Source organism: Streptomyces manipurensis (assembly GCF_049570255.1).
Taxonomy (GTDB): Bacteria; Actinomycetota; Actinomycetes; order Streptomycetales; family Streptomycetaceae; genus Streptomyces; species Streptomyces manipurensis.
Genome location: NZ_CP186950.1, coordinates 3006923 through 3020753, shown reverse-complemented (window position 1 = coordinate 3020753; position 13831 = coordinate 3006923). Strand labels below are relative to the sequence as shown.

The window sequence follows — 13831 nt, the reverse complement described above, 5'->3', positions numbered from 1 at the left end:
CGCTACACCGCGGTGTCGGTGGACATGTAGTGGATCGCCGGGAGGTTGGTCCCGTCGAACAGCCCGGTGAAGGAGTACGAGGGCTTGACGACCTCGAACCCGTCGATGCTCGGGGGCCCCTCGTCGATCTTGATGGCGGGCAGGACGATCCGGAAGGTCTGGTCGTAGGTCGAGGCGATGTTCGGGCCGATGAACTCCCAGACCAGGGAGGTGGACCCGTCCGAGGTGTGCAAATCGTCGAGCGTCGTCGAGGTGTAGTCCGTCTCGATCGTCCCGGAGATCTTCACCAGCCCGTTCGAGATGGGTTCCTTCTTCAGGCCCTGCTGCCCGGCGTAGTACCTGTCGAGAGCCATCGGGCGCTCGATCTTCACGTTCATCTTGCGGACGCCGTCGTGCGCGGTCTCCGAGCCGAAGGAGCCCAGCTTGACGGCCATCTGCGCGAAGTGGAACGGGACCCGCGACGGGTAGCTGGCCGTGGCCAGGGTCTGCCCCTCGTCGCAGGTCCTGCCGTTGAACTCCCACGACGACTTCAGCATGCCGCCGGACTCGCACGAAAACTCCGCCGAGGTGACCTTGCAGCCCAGGAACGTCTTGTCCGTCACGGTTCCGCTCGTCAGCGGGACACCCTTCTGGATCACCAGGCTCTTGCCCGCGGTGTCGGCGAGGGTGTGCGTCTGCAGGTACGCCGCCGTGGCGGCCTGCTGCACCGGCGTGCCGGCGCTCCCCATGAGGGCAGCCAGGAGCATGCCCATGCCGGAGTTGACGACCTCGAGGTCGATGCTGCCGGTGACGTCCTGCTGCGTCAGTACCCGCCGGGCAGCCAGCGCCAGCAGCCGGCCGTTTGCCACGCCCGCCGACTGCTCGGTCGTCTTCTTCAGGCCCAGGCTTTCCTTGCTGAACTCCAGGAAGCGGGTCGGGGCGGAGAAACTGCCGTAGCTGGACTCGGCGACGATTCCGAGCTGGGCGCCGAGGCCCGATCCGATCGCCATCAGCGCTCACTCCTCGTCGACTTGGCCGCGGCCTTCCTCGGCGCGGCAGGTTCCTTGGGTTCCTCGACGGGCTCCCAGTTCACGGTCTGGCAGACATAGCCGTCGTAGCGGTCGTCGGGGACCTCGACGACCTCGTCGGGCTGCACGGTGCGGTGTCCGAGCTCCGGCACCGACACCTCGGTGGGCCCGATCCAGCGGACCTTGGCCATGGGCGTACTCCTTCGGGGCATGGCGGAGGGCCCGCGCGCGGCGGGCTCATCAAAGGGGGCAGGTCAGATACGGGCGCGGCAGGAGATGGTGAAGTCCAGGCCGGCCAGGGCGCCGTCGGCCTGGCCCTGCAGGAGGTCACCGGCAGTCAGATGCGCCCACAGCACGGTGCCGTTCAAGGTCGGCGCCTCGGGCCGGTCGGAGCTCGCGCGCAGGATCGTTTCGACCTCGCCCACGATCTCGAAGACCCGGCGGCGCCGGGCGCCCACGTCGGTGCCGCCGGCGCGGGACTCGGCGTAGCAGTGGATCGTGAAGTCCTCGTCCCGGGTACGGGCGCCGGCCCCGGCGAACTCCTGCCGGAGGGACACGGCGTTCTCCCCGCCGGGCTGCCAGCCCACGGACAGCCAGTCCCCGGTCAGGTTGGTCGTCGGCGGCCCGTCGATGACACGTACAGGCCGTAGCCCGTCGGCCGCCTGCAGCAGCGCCAGGAACGCATCCACGGCGGCCGGTGCTCGGGAGGTCGCCATCACGCCACCCCCGGCGGGAGCCGGTCCGGCTCGAGCAGCTGCAGCGCCCGGTTCGGGATGGCGTAGCCGAACCCGGGGACCGGCTCGGTGACGAGGTAGTCGTCCCCGCCGCCCACCTGCGACAGCCCCCGGGACGCCCCGTACTGCGTACGCCACAGGTGCTGCAGGATGATCCGGGCCGCCGAGGAGAGGTTCGCGGGGACCACGGTCCGGCCCGCCACGTAGACCACGCGCAGGACGCCGTGCAGGCGGCCGCCGTCCAGGCGGCGCACCACCCCGGTCGAGCCGTCCACGTCCAGGTCTGCGGGCAGGTACGAGGTGCCGCCGCTGTGCACCGCGGTGAGTGATGTCAGGGACAGCACCGGGGTCCGGCGCAGCGCCAGTGTCGGCACGCCGTACGCGGGCAGGTCGTGGGTCTCGGTGATGGTGCGCCTGCAGCAGACCCCGGCGAGGGACTCCACACCGATCGTGATGGTCTCGAGCCACTCGCGGATCTGCTCGTCGTCGCCGGTCTCGCCCGGCGCGTACCGCAGGTGCCGGCGCGCATCGGCCAGGCTGAGGATGTACGCCGGGACGGCCTCGCGGACGTCGAAGGAATCGGTGTACGCGGAGCCCGGGCCGGTGAAGAGCCAGCGCACCGAGTGCCGTCCGGGCTGGACGGTGGGGTAGTCGACGAGGTACTCACCCGCCGAGGCAGGGGGCGCGACTGCCGGGGTGACGGCTGTGCCGTCCGGCAGGGTGATCGTCACCACGGCGGTCGCGGCGGTGGTGAGGGTGCCGGCCGCATTGCGGCAGGCAGCCTCCAGGCGCACGGTGTCGCCGAGGTCGAACGGCACGGCTCACCACCCCCTTTCAGCGGGTCGTCGTACGGCGGCCGCGGCCGCCTCCGCGCGACCGGGTGGCCGCCTTCTCGGCGACGGCCGCGCCCTGGTCCTCGGCGTGCTCGTCGCCCTGGTCGTCGTCCGCGGCCGGGGTCGACGGGTCGACGTACTCGGCTCGGTACCCGTCGGCCCATACGGCGGCCGCGTCGGCATCGAGCTCCACCACGTCACCGGCGACCCAGGAGAAGTCGAGTCCTGAGACGCCCTGCAGGATGCGGATGCGGGCCACTACGGGTGCACCACCGCGGCGCGGCGGGGGTTGGAGAGGACGACCTCGGCGGTGTAGAGGCCGCCCGTCGAGGGCGACCCGGTCACCGTGGTCACGACCCTGACGTAGCGCTTGCCGCCGGTGTACCGGGTCTCGTAGACCGTCTCGTCGTTGGAGGTGATCAGGGCCGGAGGGGTGTCCCCCTCGAGGTAGCCGGCCGCCACCGTCGCGAACGAGGAGTTGTCGTCGGAGTCCTCGATGGTGATGGTGTGGGTTCCGTCGGTGACGGTGCCCACATTCAGCACGACGAGGGCGTCCTGGTACATCGACGCGTTCGAGCCGTCGGCCCGGTCGACGCTGGTGCCGTTCGCCGTGGCCGTCCGGGCCGCGGGCTTGAGAGAGGCCTTGACCAGCACGTTGCTGTAGATGTCTCGCACGGGGTGAGTCCCTTCCTGGGAGGTCCCGGGCGGCGGGTGCCGCCCGGGACGGGATCAGCTGGCGGGGTGCTGGTACGCGCGGATCGCCGAGGCGTCGTCGACCTGGGCGTCGAGGCGGGCGAACCCGAAGAACCCGACCTGCAGGTAGTCGGCGTACCGCTCGGCCAGGCGCATCATCTGCACGCCCTGGACCTGGCGGATGATGTAGCCCGCCTTGATGTCACCGAAGATGATCGACTTGGCGGACGCGGCCGGGACCGGCATCTTGTTGTCGATCGTGTACTCGAACCCGTTGATGGTGGACGGGAAGCCGGGCGCCGGGACCGGCACCCAGAGCGGACGGTTCTGGGAGTCCTTCAGCTTCCGGATCACCTTCAGCATCGCGTCGTTCATCAGGTACCGGCCCTGCGACCGGTAGGCCGGGTCGACGGAGTGCTCGAGGTCGACGAGGTCGTCGTAGATGATTGAGGTCGTCTGGCCGCCGGCGCCGGTCTTGCCGACCGTGGCGTAGGTCGTGATGCCCTCGGGCTGGTCGATGCCGGTACCGGTGGCGAAGTAGCCGGAGGCGGAACGGCCGATGCGCTCGCCGAGCTTGCCGGCCAGCCAGGTCTCCAGCGGGAACGCCGAGTCGTTGAGCAGCTGCAGGCTGACGCGGACCAGCTTGCTGGTGAAGGTGTGGGCCTTCATGGTGCGTCGGCCGATGGTGACGTCCTGCTCGCCGATCTGGGTGTTCTCCGCCAGCAGCGAGCCCTCGTTGGCGGTGTCGTCGTTGGTCGGCCAGTTCAGGTCGTTGCCGGTCGCCGTGGTGATGACGTTCGCCAGCGACAGGATGCCGCCGAAGCTCTTCATCGTCTCGGTCATGGTGTTGCGGAACTCGTCGGGGACGAGGTACCCGCCGGCCGGGTCCGAGCCGGTCGACTGCGCGCGGACCTCGGTGAAGTTGCCCATCAGCAGCTCACGCTGCTCGTGGGACATGCGCTCCATGCCGTTGCGGGTGTAGCGGGAGAACGCGCTGCGGTAGAGCTCCGCCTCGTCCTCGGTGCCACGCTCGTCGCCGGCCCCGCCGGTGGTGATGAGCTGGCTGCGGTCGACCGTCGACAGGGAGGCCATCCGCTGGACGCGCTCGATGTCGCGGGACACCTCGGTCAGGCGGGCCTCGGCGGCGTCCCAGTTGGTCCGCTCCTCGGCGGTCCAGTCCCGGCCGCCGTCGGTCTCGGCGGCGGCCTGGATCTCCTGCATGCGGTGCCACAGGGTGTTCTGCTCGGTGACGAGTCGGGTGAGCTGTGCGGTCATGGGTGGGCCCTCCTCAAGGGCAGGCCAGAGCGCCGGCGCGCGGGCCGGGCTGGCAGGGGTGGGGTCAGTTCGCGGGAAGGCCGTAGCGGGCCGCGAGGGCCCGCATGCGGCGGTCTACCGATTCGCGCTCACGTCGAGTGGCGGCAGCCGGCTCGGCGGGCGGTACGGTTCCGCGAGTGGACTCACCCGGCTCGCGGTACTTCAGCAGGTCCAGCAGTTCGGGGCGGTACTGGGCGCGCTTCTCAATCGCGTCCTGGTCGCCCCGATGGGCCAGGGCCGCCGCGACGTTGCGCAGCGAGGCCTCGGTGTCGGTGTAGGCGGGGAAGGTGACGGCCGAGACCTCGAAGAGCTTCACCTCGCGCAGGATCCGCAGCTCGGCCTGCACGGTGTCGCCGTCGGTGGTCTCCACGTCGATGAGCTGCCAGTCGTCCTTGACGACCTGGAACCCGAAGCTCATCCCCGTGATGTTGCCGTTGCGGACGTTCGCCTTCAGGTCGGAGACGTACGACAGCCCGGCGTCGAGGGCGGAGTCGACGGCCAGGCCGCGGGCGTCCTGCGCCAGCCCCAGGGTCCCGGCGGAGACTCGGGAGACCACGAAGTAGGAGTCGTGGTCAATGAGCATCCGGGCGTCACCCTCGGCGACGGTCTTGGTGAACGCGCCGTCTGCGACCTCCTCGTAGAACCCCCACCGCAGCGGATTGCCGATGGAGGTACGGGAGTTGAAGACGCTGGCGTAGCCGTGGAACCGCTCGGCGCCGCCCTCTGCGCCGGCGCGGATGCTCAACCCTGCCGTGGACAGCGGCAGGCGGCGGCGCTCCTCAGTCGTCGTCCGGGTCAGGGTTCTCATCGGCCTTGCCTTCCTCGGTGGTGTCCGGGGTCCGGAGCAGCCGGTGCGCCTCCGCCATCAGGGCGGCCGCACGGGCCGTGTTGGAGCCGCCGTCGGGCGGCTGCTCGTCGGCGAGCGGGTTGGAGCCCAGCGGCGCCATGTACGTCGGCTGCAGGTAGATGTCACCCTCGGCGCCGATCGGCGGCAGGTCCTCGAGGCGCCGGATGTCGTTGGAGGACATCGCGCCGATGTCCCGCATCGCCCGGTAGAACGTCGCCCGGGATGCCGCGTCGCCGCGGAGCAGCCCCTGCACGGCGTACCGCGCATCCTCCTTGCCGGGGGCCAAGAGTTCCTTGGTTATCCGCTGCTCGGTCGGGGCCAGCCACGTGGGGCTCAGGTCGAACTTGACCCATCCCGTGGCCTGCTGCTCGAGCCCGGTGCCCCACGACGTGGACTTGGCCGTCTCCATCAGCAGGAACAGCGGGACGCCGAACATCCTGGCCACCTCGACGACCTGGAACTCTCGGCTCTCGAGGAACTGGCTGTCCTTGAGTGGCATGGCTACCGGCTGGAAGGAGGCGCCGGAGTCCAGGACGGCCACCTCGTGGGAGTTCTGGATGCCGGCCATCTTGGCCTTCCATCGCTCCTTCAGCGCGGCGGCCTGCTCCGGGTTGAGCCGCTGCTCGGTCTGCAGCACGCCGCCGATCATGTTGCCCGACCCGAACAGGCGGGCCGCCGACTTCTCCGCCGCCTGAGCCAGGCCGATACCGGCGGCTGCCAGCCGGACCGGCGAGCAGCCCGTGACCCCGTCGTAGCCCAGCCCGGGGATATGCAGGATGTCCCGCGACGTCCTCCGGTGGACCGTGCCCCAGTCGTCCGTCACCCAGAACACCTTGCCGCCCGGGTCCTCCGGTGTCGGCTTCTCCCGATCCACCTGGACCCGGTCCGGGCCGATCGGCCACAGCTCCACCACCTGGCCGGCACCGTTGCGGATCTTCTGCTGGTAGGAGTTCCCCCACAGCGCGCGGTGCGCGTAGGCCAGCCGCCACAGCTCCAACGACGTCAGCTCGGGGTGCGGGTCCGCCAGCAGCGGCGACGTCGTGCGCTCCCGCGTACCGGTCGAGTAGGTGTGCAGCGGCAGCGCGGAGCTGACCCCCGCGATGACGTTCACAGCCCGCCACACAGCAGGCATGTGCAGGCTGCTGCGCTCCGTCACCGGCACCCCGGCATCCGTCATACCGCCGCCGCCGAGGAACTCCAGCAGGCCGGACGAGGTCAGCGGCACGGCCGGACTCTCCAGACTGCGGCGCTCGAAGAGGCCGAACAGGTTCCTCCTCACCGCTCACCTCCTCTCTCGCGGCCAGCAGTGGCCCGCTCGCAGGCCAGGACGCCCAGCGCGCCGCCCAGGACCAGGGCGGCCGGGACACTCATCAGCGCCACGCCGACGAGCAGCGCAGCCGTACACAGCACCTCGAGGACGAGCACGAGTCTCACCACAGGTTCGGCGCCCCTTCCGGCTCGACGTCGGCCCGCTCGGCGTGGCCCCAGACGGCGAAGGTGCCGGCAACCAGGGGGCTGATGTCGACGCTGACGCCGCGCCGCGCCCAGCCCCAGCCGTCGCCGATGGGGCGTTTGTCGGCGCCCGCCAGGGCGGTGGCCAGGGGTGCTTGGTTCAGGTGCACGATGCGCTGCTCGGCGACGCCGTCGTAGAACTGTCCGCAGGCCGCGGCGATCTGCCGGACCTTGGGGAAGACGAGGAGCTCGTCGATCTCCTCGTCGGTCAGCTGCGCGCCCTTCAGCAGCTCCGGGTCCTTCAGGGCCCGCTTGACGGCCGGGACCAGGGAGCCGGCCGGGCCGCCCTCGTCGATGACGACCGCGCACGGCCGCCACTTCACGACGAGCTCGGCCAGGCGCTCGGGCGCCCAGCCCGTACCGGGCCGGTGCTCGATGACCTCGACGTGCTTGGCCGGGCCGTTCGCACCGGCCGCGCAGATGGCGGTGTGCGTCCTCTCAGGGGTCGTGTCGAGGGCGAAGGCGATCGGGTCCGCCATGCTCGACGTACCGTCGCCCAGCGCCCGCCAGGCCTCCTCGCCGATGACGGACCAGGCGTCCGCCTCGTCGGACGGGTAGTCCCCCACCCCGAGCCGCTCGCGCTCGTAGACCTCGCTGCTCATGCTCAGCCGCTCCCGTTCGGTGTGCTCCGGCGTGAGCCGGTAGCCCAGTGCCGGGTTGGCCTTGGCCACGGAGAGCACGCTGAGCGGGTCGTCGTGGTCGGTGCAGCCCGTCGGGCACTCTCTGACGTGCGGGTTCACTGACCACTCCAGGTAGGCCAGGGACGGATCCGGGACGCCGGTCTCCATGGCCTGCAGCGCCCGGCGCCGCAGGCGGGCCAGGTGCCGGGACGCGGCGCCGATGCCGGCGGAGCCGAAGTACCACAACTGAGGGTTACGGACGGCGGCCATGGTCGGCATGAGCGCGCCGATCGGCTCGTCGCCGAGGATCATCGCCTCGTCCATCAGGTTGACCTCCCCGGTGAAACCGCGGCCCGAGCCGCCACTGCGGGCCAGGAACCGCAGCCGCTGGCCAGTCAGGAGCTCGATGGCCTCTTCGCCGGTCGTCCGCCGGACCCGCTTGACGCGTTTGCGCAGCTCATCGGTGTTCACTATGAGTGACTCGACGCGGCGGAACGCCTCGATCGCGGTCTTGAACTCGTGCGCCGAGTGCAGGATGAGCTGCTCGCCGAGGAGGAACAGGCCGGCCAGCGAACGGGCTTCGATGATCGCGCCCTTGCCGTTCTGTCTCGGGACGTTCACGCAGGTCTCGAAGCTGGCCCAGCTGCCGTCCGGGTTCTCCCCGAGGCCGACGTGCAGGACGAACTGCTGCCACGGGTCGAGGTGCAGGCCGGCCACGGCGGCCAGCTCGATGGCCTCCTGACCTGCACTGGAGGCGAAGGGGGGCGCGGTGAACACCCGCGGCCGCTGCTGGCCGCGGGCGTCGGGCACCCCGGAGGGCACGCCGTCGCGCCGGTCAGGCGCCGAGGCGCTTGGCACGTCGAGCAGCGAGGTCATCGAGCGCGTCCCCCTCGGCCTTGGGCGGTGCCAGCTTGCGGAGCTCGAGGAGGGTGGCGCGGAGCTCCCGGGCGAGGCCGGGTGTGGCGGCGGCGCCGGGGTCGCCGTCGAGGGCGGTGGCCAGGCTGATCGCGATGGCGGCGAGGCCCGGGGCGACGTCCTCGGCGCCGAGCCGGTCGATCTCCGCGCGGGCCGCGTCGAGCGCGCTCATGATCACCCCCGGTCGCTACGCACGGTGACGGTTACGGAGGGTCACTATCAACCGGGGTTGGCGTCGCGGGTGATCTTGCTCGGGGGGCCCGCGCAAAAAACAGGTCCAGAAGGGCGTTTGGGTCGCCCGCCCCACCGCTGAACTTCGAACCCGCTCCCCCCTCTGGCCTGGGCATACGCGGGCGGCCGGGGCTGCGGCCAGGCGCTTCGGCGGCCGCTCGGCATGATCACCAGGCGCGGGACGCCTGCGGGGTGACGGCGTGGGGGGTGCGCCGCCCCGCCTGGCGGTACCAGACAGTGACGACGCGCTCCATCTCCGGCTGCCGCATGTCCCTCACCCGACGCCGGACGATCTCCTCGCCGGGGTCGACCGTCACGATGCGTGCACCGAGCCGCTTGTACCTGGCCAGGGCCTTGGCCTGCGGCATGGTGTGGATCAGGTAGACGTCGGTGCTGGCGAGGTGCCGCTCTGCCTCGTGGATGGCGGCCTGCCGCGCCCGGTGCACGATGCGCAGCAGGGTGGGGTCGTGCTGGTGGTGGTCGGCGCCGGGGCCGGCCATCGCGAGCGCCATGAGGTCCAGGTCGATGACGACGTCCCGGGCCCGGGCGTGGGCCTTGATCCAGCTGCTCTTGCCCGCGGCCGGGGGCCCGGTCACGACGTAGAGCACGGGCCCTCCCCGCAGCTGCAGCAGACGGTGCCCGAGCAGCCGCAGCACCGGTCGTGCAGCGGCGCGAGGAGCGGGGCCACGGCCCGGGCCATGGTGTCCATGTAGGCGAGGTCGGCCCGGCTGAGCACGTACTCGCCGGCCCGCAGCGTCACCCGTATGCTGCGGCGGCCGAAGCGTCTGCAGTCGGGGCGCCCGTGGCAGGTGATGTTGTGGCGGCGCAGGAGGCGGCAGGCCAGGCGCCGGGGCGCAGCATAGGCGAAGTCCCAGGGCTCGTAGCGCAGGTGGCGCAGCCAGTAGCCGAGGCCCAGGTGGTCAAGGCGGTTCCACCGGAGGACTCGGAGCGGCTTGCCTCGCGCGACCGCCCGCCTCCACCGGTGAACGATGCGGTCGGCGTCGTTGTGGAACGGCCAGTCGTAGCGGTCTGTCACGGTCACCATCTCCTCGACGTGCCGGGTGTACGGACGGTGAGCCGGTTGCCGCGGGCGGAGTTGCAGCGGCGGTGTGCGCTGCGGGCGTTGGCCGGGTCGAGGAGGGCGCCGCCCTTGGAGAGGGGGACGAGGTGGTCGAGGGTGAAGGCGTCGGGGTGGCGGCCTGCTGCGGGGCCGGTGATCTCGTAGGCGATGTCGTGGCCGCAGAGCCAGCAGGGCAGCCGTAGGGCCCTCTGCTGGGCGCAGAGGGCCCGGTAGGGGCGCCCGGTGCGTGGGTTGGCGGGCATGGGGGCGCCTCCTGGTGTGGGGTCAGCTGGTGAGCTGCCAGGCCTCGCAGCCGCTGGTTTCGAAGGTCTCGCCCTTGCGGACGGTGACGCGGCCGGGGCCGGGGAGCAGCTCGTTGGCGATGATCGCGGAGAGCTCGCCGGAGGAGTCCTTGCTGCGGGACCAGTAGCAGTTGGGCAGGGCGCTGTCGGAGGGCCCGGCGGTCTTGTACGTGCCGGCCTTGACGTCCTCGCCGACGAGGTAGGTGCCGGGGCTGATGGTGGTGGCCGGGCCGCTGGGCGTGGTGGGCGCGGAGTTGGCGGACGCGGAGGCCAGGATCTCTTCGGTCGCCTTCAGGATCTGGTCGTGGGTGAGGACCGGGGTCGCGGTGACCGTGACGGTGACGGTGGGTGCCGGTGCGGCCTTGCCGGGGCCGGAGCTGCAGGCGGTGGCGGCGAGGAGCGTGAGGCCGAGCGCGACGGCGTGGGTGCTGCGCATGTGTCCCCCCTGGACGTGGGCGTGAGGGGGCATCATGCGCGCGGTGCGGCCGGTGACGGGCCGGTATCACCGTTCTGTGACCTACGTGACGGTGAGAGTCCCGGCCCGGCGGACGACGTGCTCGTCGTTCGGCGGGTCGACGCGCAGCCAGACGTGCCAGTCACCGCGGGTGAGCAGTGCGTCAGTGCCCGGTCCTACGAGGATCCGGGCGGTGCCGGGCCCGTCCCATTCGCCGTCGAGCCAGGCGCCCAGGGTGGGGTTCGAGCGCTGGGGGTCCGGGAGGAACTGGAACTGCGGCGGGGAGCCGGTGAGGTCGACACCGGCGGGGTGCGTGGTGATGGCCACGCTGACGTACTCGGTGCTGCTCGCAGGGATCAACACGGCGGACCCACCTCCCAGCGGCTGGCCGGCGCCGCCACCGCCCAGGCGGAGGTCGGGGCGCCGATGGTGAGCGTGATGTCCGGGTCGAACCCGTCGAGGACGGGCGCGTACACGGTGTTGGTCGGCTCGATGCGGGCCGGGGCGAGCGTCACCGGGCCGGGGGCGAGCGCGGGCGCGTAGAGGACCGCGGCCGCCTCGAGGCGGTCGGGGGTGACTGTGACGGGTCCGGGGGCGAGGACGGGCGCGTACACGGTGTTGGTCGGCTCGATGCGGGCCGGGGCGAGCGTGACGGGCCCCGGGGCGAGCGCGGGCGCGTACAGGACCGCGGTGGACTCGATGCGGGTCGTGTCGACGGTCTGTTCGGCGGGGGCGACGGCCAGGGTCCAGGCGGAGCCGAGGGCGGACTGGTCTGCGGTCCAGACGCGGGAGCCGATCGTGCCGGACACGGTGGTGTCGGAGTCGCCCCACGCGGCGCTGCAGGCGCCCGACCCGGACGTCGTGAAGGCCTGCGCGCGGCGGGTGTGGCCCGCGGGGGCGGTCCAGGCCGCGGTCTGGGGTGTGGCGGCGCCGCGGGAGTCCCAGACGACGCCGATCTCCCTGCTGGACGCCCCGACCGAGCCCAGGGACGGCGTGGTCTTGGTGGTGGCGGCCGCCGAGGTGTTGGAGGCCGCGGTGACCGGGTTGGAGGCCAGGGCGCCGCGTACGCGGCCGAGGAGCAGCACCTGCCGGATGTTGCCGGTGTTGGGGGTGACGGTGATGGTGGCGCCGAGGTCGCCGGCCTCGGCGATGCGCCACCACAGCTGAGACATGTGCCCGGACTGCATGGCGGTGCCGAGGCTGGTCCAGGCACCGGCGCCGCCGGAGATGGAGAACGTCCGGCTGCCGGAGGGCATCACGCACGCGGCGAGCAGCAGATCCCCCGCGGCGACGGTGCCGTCGTTGGGGATGGTGGCGGCCGCCGAGGAGCTGGAGGAGAGGGTGACGGTGTCTGCGAGGTGGACGAGCTGCCCTACGGCCACGGCGTCACCTCACAGAGCAAAGATGCCGCTGGGGTGCCACTGGGCGACGATGTTCCCGCCGTTGGGGGTGACGCTGACGCCGTCGATGTACGCGACGAGCGGGGACGTCGCGTCGCTGCCGGTGTGCTTGTAGAGCACGATCGCCTCGACGCTGTCGCCGGTGGCCGCGGTGAACGTGACGTCCGCGGCGTCGAACACGCCGCCCGTGATCGTCTTCGAGGCGAGGGCGCCGGAGACTGCCACGCGGGCGCCGGCGGCGACGTCGTCGAGGAAGTCGTGCCCGGCGTTGTAGGTGTAGTCGGCGGTGTCGACGATGACGGCGCGGATGTCGTCGGCGGCCAGGTCGATGTCGCCGCCCAGGAGCAGCTGCTTGAACGAGGGGTAGAGCGCACTGGCCACCGGGGCCTCCTTCGAGGGGGACGGGTCGGCGAGGTGCCGCCCGGGTCCCTCGGCCCGGGCGGCCGTCCCCCGCCCACTCCTGCAGGAGTGGTGTGCCCTGCCGCCCGGGCGTCGGGTTCCGGGCGGCAGGAGTCGGGAACGCGGAAGGCCCCGACCGTGGTGGTCGGGGCCTTCCGTGTGTCGAGGTCAGCCTGCGTGTGGGCATGGCTGTACGCCCAAATCGTGGCCCGCCTGATGATCGCGTGTCAAGCGGGGTTCTGCGCGCACCGGCCGGCGCTGGACGGCTTGGGCGCAGCGTGGGCGGCGAGGACGTCGTCGAGCCGGTATATCGGCCTCTTGGGCGTGCCCCCGACCCGGGCGAGGAGGCCGCGGCGCACCCAGTCGCGGACGGTGGCGGGCTGCACCCCGCAGGCGAGGGCGGCCGTGGTCGTCGTGCACAGCCCGGGCGGCAGAGAGATGTACTCCATGGTGATCAGTCTGGCCGGGCCGCACGGTGCGCGCTGGTGTCCGTTACCGGCAGGCGAACGGTGTGGCGGCGGCCACCGCCAGGCCGAGGACGGCGGCGAACGTGTAGGCGGCGGGCTCGAAGTGGTGCTGCAGCCAGCGGAGGAGTCTCACGACGGGTCTCCCTCGTGTGTCGCGGTCGGGCGGGGCGGTGTCGCGGTGGGGTCGGTGAGGTGGGGGTAGCTGTCGCGGAAGCTGTCCGCGAGAGCCATGAGCGTGGCCGCGTCCTCGCGGAGGTGGGCGAGCCACTGGGCGGCGGTCTCGTTGTCGACGAGGAGTTGGTAGGCGGGCCGGGCCGCTTGTGTCGCGGTCACGGCCGCGCGCAGTGCGGCCATGGCTGCAGCGGCCTGACCTGCCTTGTCGCGGTGCAGCGCCATTCGTGTCGCGCGCAGAGCGATCCTGTCGCGGTACACGACGTCCTTGGACACGTGGAGCTCCCGGGCGATGTCGCGAATGGTCCACTCGTCGCGGGTGAGCTCATCGACGCGTGCGCGCCGGGCCGCGACGGCTGCGCGGCGCTCTGCTGCGGGGTCAGTGATCGGGTCGGTCATGGGTCGGTCCTGTCGCGGTTTCCGGCCGGGCCTGTCGCGGTGGCGGCGGGCCCGGCCGGGAAGGGTGGGTCAGGCGGCGGCGGTGCGCAGCTGCTCGGCGTACTCGTGCCGCGTGATGCCGGCGGTGACCGCGGGGGCGTGGTCGAGGAGCTCGGCCTCTGCGTCCGCGACGAGGTCGGCGCGGATCCCGTAGTGCTCGGCGGCGACCTGCCCGGCGACGATCCGGCGGCCCTCGGCCCGCATCAGGCCGTCCGGGCGCGCCCTGTCGAGGTAGGAGGCCATGCGCAGGAGCAGGGCGCGGCAGGTGTCGGTCATCGGGTCACCGCCGGCAGGACGGTGACGGACACGGTGCTGCCCGTGGCGCGCAGGATCAGGGTCCGGTGCCGGTGGTGCTGGACGCGGCCGACGGCGACGCGCAGTCGCGGGGCGGCCGGTGTGGCGGGGCGGTCGGGGGTGGTGGCAAGATCAGGCAC

At 72.0% G+C, this 13831-nt stretch carries 23 protein-coding genes; all 23 read right to left on the bottom strand.

The window, feature by feature from the left end; genetic code table 11:
* Positions 1-2 precede the first annotated feature (2 nt).
* Positions 3-989 (bottom strand): phage tail tube protein, encoded by a 987-nt coding sequence (locus ACPU2J_RS13885; protein ID WP_423833363.1) that lies wholly within the window; start codon positions 987-989, stop codon positions 3-5.
* On the bottom strand, positions 989-1198 hold the full coding sequence (locus ACPU2J_RS13880; RefSeq protein WP_423833362.1) for a hypothetical protein: 210 nt from the start codon (positions 1196-1198) through the stop codon (positions 989-991). Before ACPU2J_RS13880 ends, ACPU2J_RS13885 begins: the two co-directional genes overlap by 1 nt.
* Positions 1199-1261: 63 nt before the next feature.
* Complete coding sequence (locus tag ACPU2J_RS13875; RefSeq protein ID WP_423833361.1) at positions 1262-1723, bottom strand: hypothetical protein; 462 nt, start codon at positions 1721-1723, stop codon at positions 1262-1264.
* A complete protein-coding gene (locus tag ACPU2J_RS13870) occupies positions 1723-2559 on the bottom strand; it encodes a hypothetical protein (RefSeq protein ID WP_423833360.1) in 837 nt (278 codons plus the stop codon). Before ACPU2J_RS13870 ends, ACPU2J_RS13875 begins: the two co-directional genes overlap by 1 nt.
* Positions 2560-2575: 16 nt before the next feature.
* The gene (locus ACPU2J_RS13865; protein ID WP_423833359.1) at positions 2576-2833 is read right to left on the bottom strand and encodes a hypothetical protein; all 258 of its coding nucleotides are present in this window, start codon (positions 2831-2833) and stop codon (positions 2576-2578) included.
* Positions 2833-3249 carry a hypothetical protein gene (locus ACPU2J_RS13860; RefSeq protein WP_030659728.1) on the bottom strand — a complete coding sequence of 139 codons (417 nt, stop codon included), beginning with the start codon at positions 3247-3249 and terminating at the stop codon, positions 2833-2835. The genes ACPU2J_RS13865 and ACPU2J_RS13860 overlap by 1 nt, the downstream gene beginning before the upstream one ends.
* 54 nt (positions 3250-3303) lie before the next feature.
* Positions 3304-4542, bottom strand: coding sequence for a phage major capsid protein (locus ACPU2J_RS13855; RefSeq protein ID WP_423833358.1), 1239 nt, complete (start codon positions 4540-4542; stop codon positions 3304-3306).
* 64 nt (positions 4543-4606) lie between these two features.
* Positions 4607-5389 carry an HK97 family phage prohead protease gene (locus ACPU2J_RS13850; protein WP_423833357.1) on the bottom strand — a complete coding sequence of 261 codons (783 nt, stop codon included), beginning with the start codon at positions 5387-5389 and terminating at the stop codon, positions 4607-4609.
* Positions 5361-6707, bottom strand: a complete 1347-nt coding sequence (locus ACPU2J_RS13845; RefSeq protein WP_423833356.1) for a phage portal protein — start codon at positions 6705-6707, stop codon at positions 5361-5363. The genes ACPU2J_RS13850 and ACPU2J_RS13845 overlap by 29 nt, the downstream gene beginning before the upstream one ends.
* The gene (locus ACPU2J_RS13840; RefSeq protein ID WP_423833355.1) at positions 6704-6865 is read right to left on the bottom strand and encodes a hypothetical protein; all 162 of its coding nucleotides are present in this window, start codon (positions 6863-6865) and stop codon (positions 6704-6706) included. Before ACPU2J_RS13840 ends, ACPU2J_RS13845 begins: the two co-directional genes overlap by 4 nt.
* Positions 6859-8436 carry a terminase gene (locus tag ACPU2J_RS13835; protein WP_423833354.1) on the bottom strand — a complete coding sequence of 526 codons (1578 nt, stop codon included), beginning with the start codon at positions 8434-8436 and terminating at the stop codon, positions 6859-6861. Before ACPU2J_RS13835 ends, ACPU2J_RS13840 begins: the two co-directional genes overlap by 7 nt.
* Complete coding sequence (locus ACPU2J_RS13830) at positions 8396-8647, bottom strand: hypothetical protein (protein WP_423833353.1); 252 nt, start codon at positions 8645-8647, stop codon at positions 8396-8398. The genes ACPU2J_RS13835 and ACPU2J_RS13830 overlap by 41 nt, the downstream gene beginning before the upstream one ends.
* Before the next feature lie 226 nt (positions 8648-8873).
* On the bottom strand, positions 8874-9314 hold the full coding sequence (locus ACPU2J_RS13825) for an AAA family ATPase (protein WP_423833352.1): 441 nt from the start codon (positions 9312-9314) through the stop codon (positions 8874-8876).
* Positions 9299-9742 carry a hypothetical protein gene (locus tag ACPU2J_RS13820; RefSeq protein ID WP_423833351.1) on the bottom strand — a complete coding sequence of 148 codons (444 nt, stop codon included), beginning with the start codon at positions 9740-9742 and terminating at the stop codon, positions 9299-9301. The genes ACPU2J_RS13825 and ACPU2J_RS13820 overlap by 16 nt, the downstream gene beginning before the upstream one ends.
* 2 nt (positions 9743-9744) lie before the next feature.
* A complete protein-coding gene (locus tag ACPU2J_RS13815; protein WP_423833350.1) occupies positions 9745-10029 on the bottom strand; it encodes an HNH endonuclease signature motif containing protein in 285 nt (94 codons plus the stop codon).
* A gap of 22 nt (positions 10030-10051) precedes the next feature.
* Entirely contained in the window at positions 10052-10504 is a 453-nt protein-coding gene (locus ACPU2J_RS13810; RefSeq protein ID WP_423833349.1) for a hypothetical protein, read from the bottom strand.
* A gap of 81 nt (positions 10505-10585) precedes the next feature.
* Entirely contained in the window at positions 10586-10885 is a 300-nt protein-coding gene (locus tag ACPU2J_RS13805) for a hypothetical protein (protein ID WP_423833348.1), read from the bottom strand.
* On the bottom strand, positions 10879-11904 hold the full coding sequence (locus ACPU2J_RS13800; RefSeq protein ID WP_423833347.1) for a hypothetical protein: 1026 nt from the start codon (positions 11902-11904) through the stop codon (positions 10879-10881). Before ACPU2J_RS13800 ends, ACPU2J_RS13805 begins: the two co-directional genes overlap by 7 nt.
* A gap of 9 nt (positions 11905-11913) precedes the next feature.
* Positions 11914-12303, bottom strand: coding sequence for a hypothetical protein (locus ACPU2J_RS13795; protein WP_423833346.1), 390 nt, complete (start codon positions 12301-12303; stop codon positions 11914-11916).
* A gap of 245 nt (positions 12304-12548) precedes the next feature.
* Complete coding sequence (locus tag ACPU2J_RS13790; protein ID WP_423833345.1) at positions 12549-12770, bottom strand: hypothetical protein; 222 nt, start codon at positions 12768-12770, stop codon at positions 12549-12551.
* 147 nt (positions 12771-12917) lie between these two features.
* The gene (locus ACPU2J_RS13785) at positions 12918-13358 is read right to left on the bottom strand and encodes a hypothetical protein (protein ID WP_423833344.1); all 441 of its coding nucleotides are present in this window, start codon (positions 13356-13358) and stop codon (positions 12918-12920) included.
* A gap of 69 nt (positions 13359-13427) precedes the next feature.
* On the bottom strand, positions 13428-13673 hold the full coding sequence (locus ACPU2J_RS13780; RefSeq protein ID WP_423833343.1) for a hypothetical protein: 246 nt from the start codon (positions 13671-13673) through the stop codon (positions 13428-13430).
* Positions 13670-13831 (bottom strand): hypothetical protein, encoded by a 162-nt coding sequence (locus ACPU2J_RS13775; RefSeq protein ID WP_423833342.1) that lies wholly within the window; start codon positions 13829-13831, stop codon positions 13670-13672. The genes ACPU2J_RS13780 and ACPU2J_RS13775 overlap by 4 nt, the downstream gene beginning before the upstream one ends.

Bases quoted from the DNA above. Each gene is read 5' to 3' on its own strand.
- ACPU2J_RS13850 (WP_423833357.1), bottom strand. From the start codon at position 5,389: ATGAGAACCCTGACCCGGACGACGACTGAGGAGCGCCGCCGCCTGCCG.
- ACPU2J_RS13815 (WP_423833350.1), bottom strand. From the start codon at position 10,029: ATGCCCGCCAACCCACGCACCGGGCGCCCCTACCGGGCCCTCTGCGCC.
- ACPU2J_RS13835 (WP_423833354.1), bottom strand. From the start codon at position 8,436: ATGACCTCGCTGCTCGACGTGCCAAGCGCCTCGGCGCCTGACCGGCGC.
- ACPU2J_RS13780 (WP_423833343.1), bottom strand. From the start codon at position 13,673: ATGACCGACACCTGCCGCGCCCTGCTCCTGCGCATGGCCTCCTACCTC.
- ACPU2J_RS13875 (WP_423833361.1), bottom strand. From the start codon at position 1,723: ATGGCGACCTCCCGAGCACCGGCCGCCGTGGATGCGTTCCTGGCGCTG.
- ACPU2J_RS13830 (WP_423833353.1), bottom strand. From the start codon at position 8,647: ATGAGCGCGCTCGACGCGGCCCGCGCGGAGATCGACCGGCTCGGCGCC.
- ACPU2J_RS13855 (WP_423833358.1), bottom strand. From the start codon at position 4,542: ATGACCGCACAGCTCACCCGACTCGTCACCGAGCAGAACACCCTGTGG.
- ACPU2J_RS13885 (WP_423833363.1), bottom strand. From the start codon at position 989: ATGGCGATCGGATCGGGCCTCGGCGCCCAGCTCGGAATCGTCGCCGAG.
- ACPU2J_RS13880 (WP_423833362.1), bottom strand. From the start codon at position 1,198: ATGGCCAAGGTCCGCTGGATCGGGCCCACCGAGGTGTCGGTGCCGGAG.
- ACPU2J_RS13785 (WP_423833344.1), bottom strand. From the start codon at position 13,358: ATGACCGACCCGATCACTGACCCCGCAGCAGAGCGCCGCGCAGCCGTC.
- ACPU2J_RS13810 (WP_423833349.1), bottom strand. From the start codon at position 10,504: ATGCGCAGCACCCACGCCGTCGCGCTCGGCCTCACGCTCCTCGCCGCC.
- ACPU2J_RS13790 (WP_423833345.1), bottom strand. From the start codon at position 12,770: ATGGAGTACATCTCTCTGCCGCCCGGGCTGTGCACGACGACCACGGCC.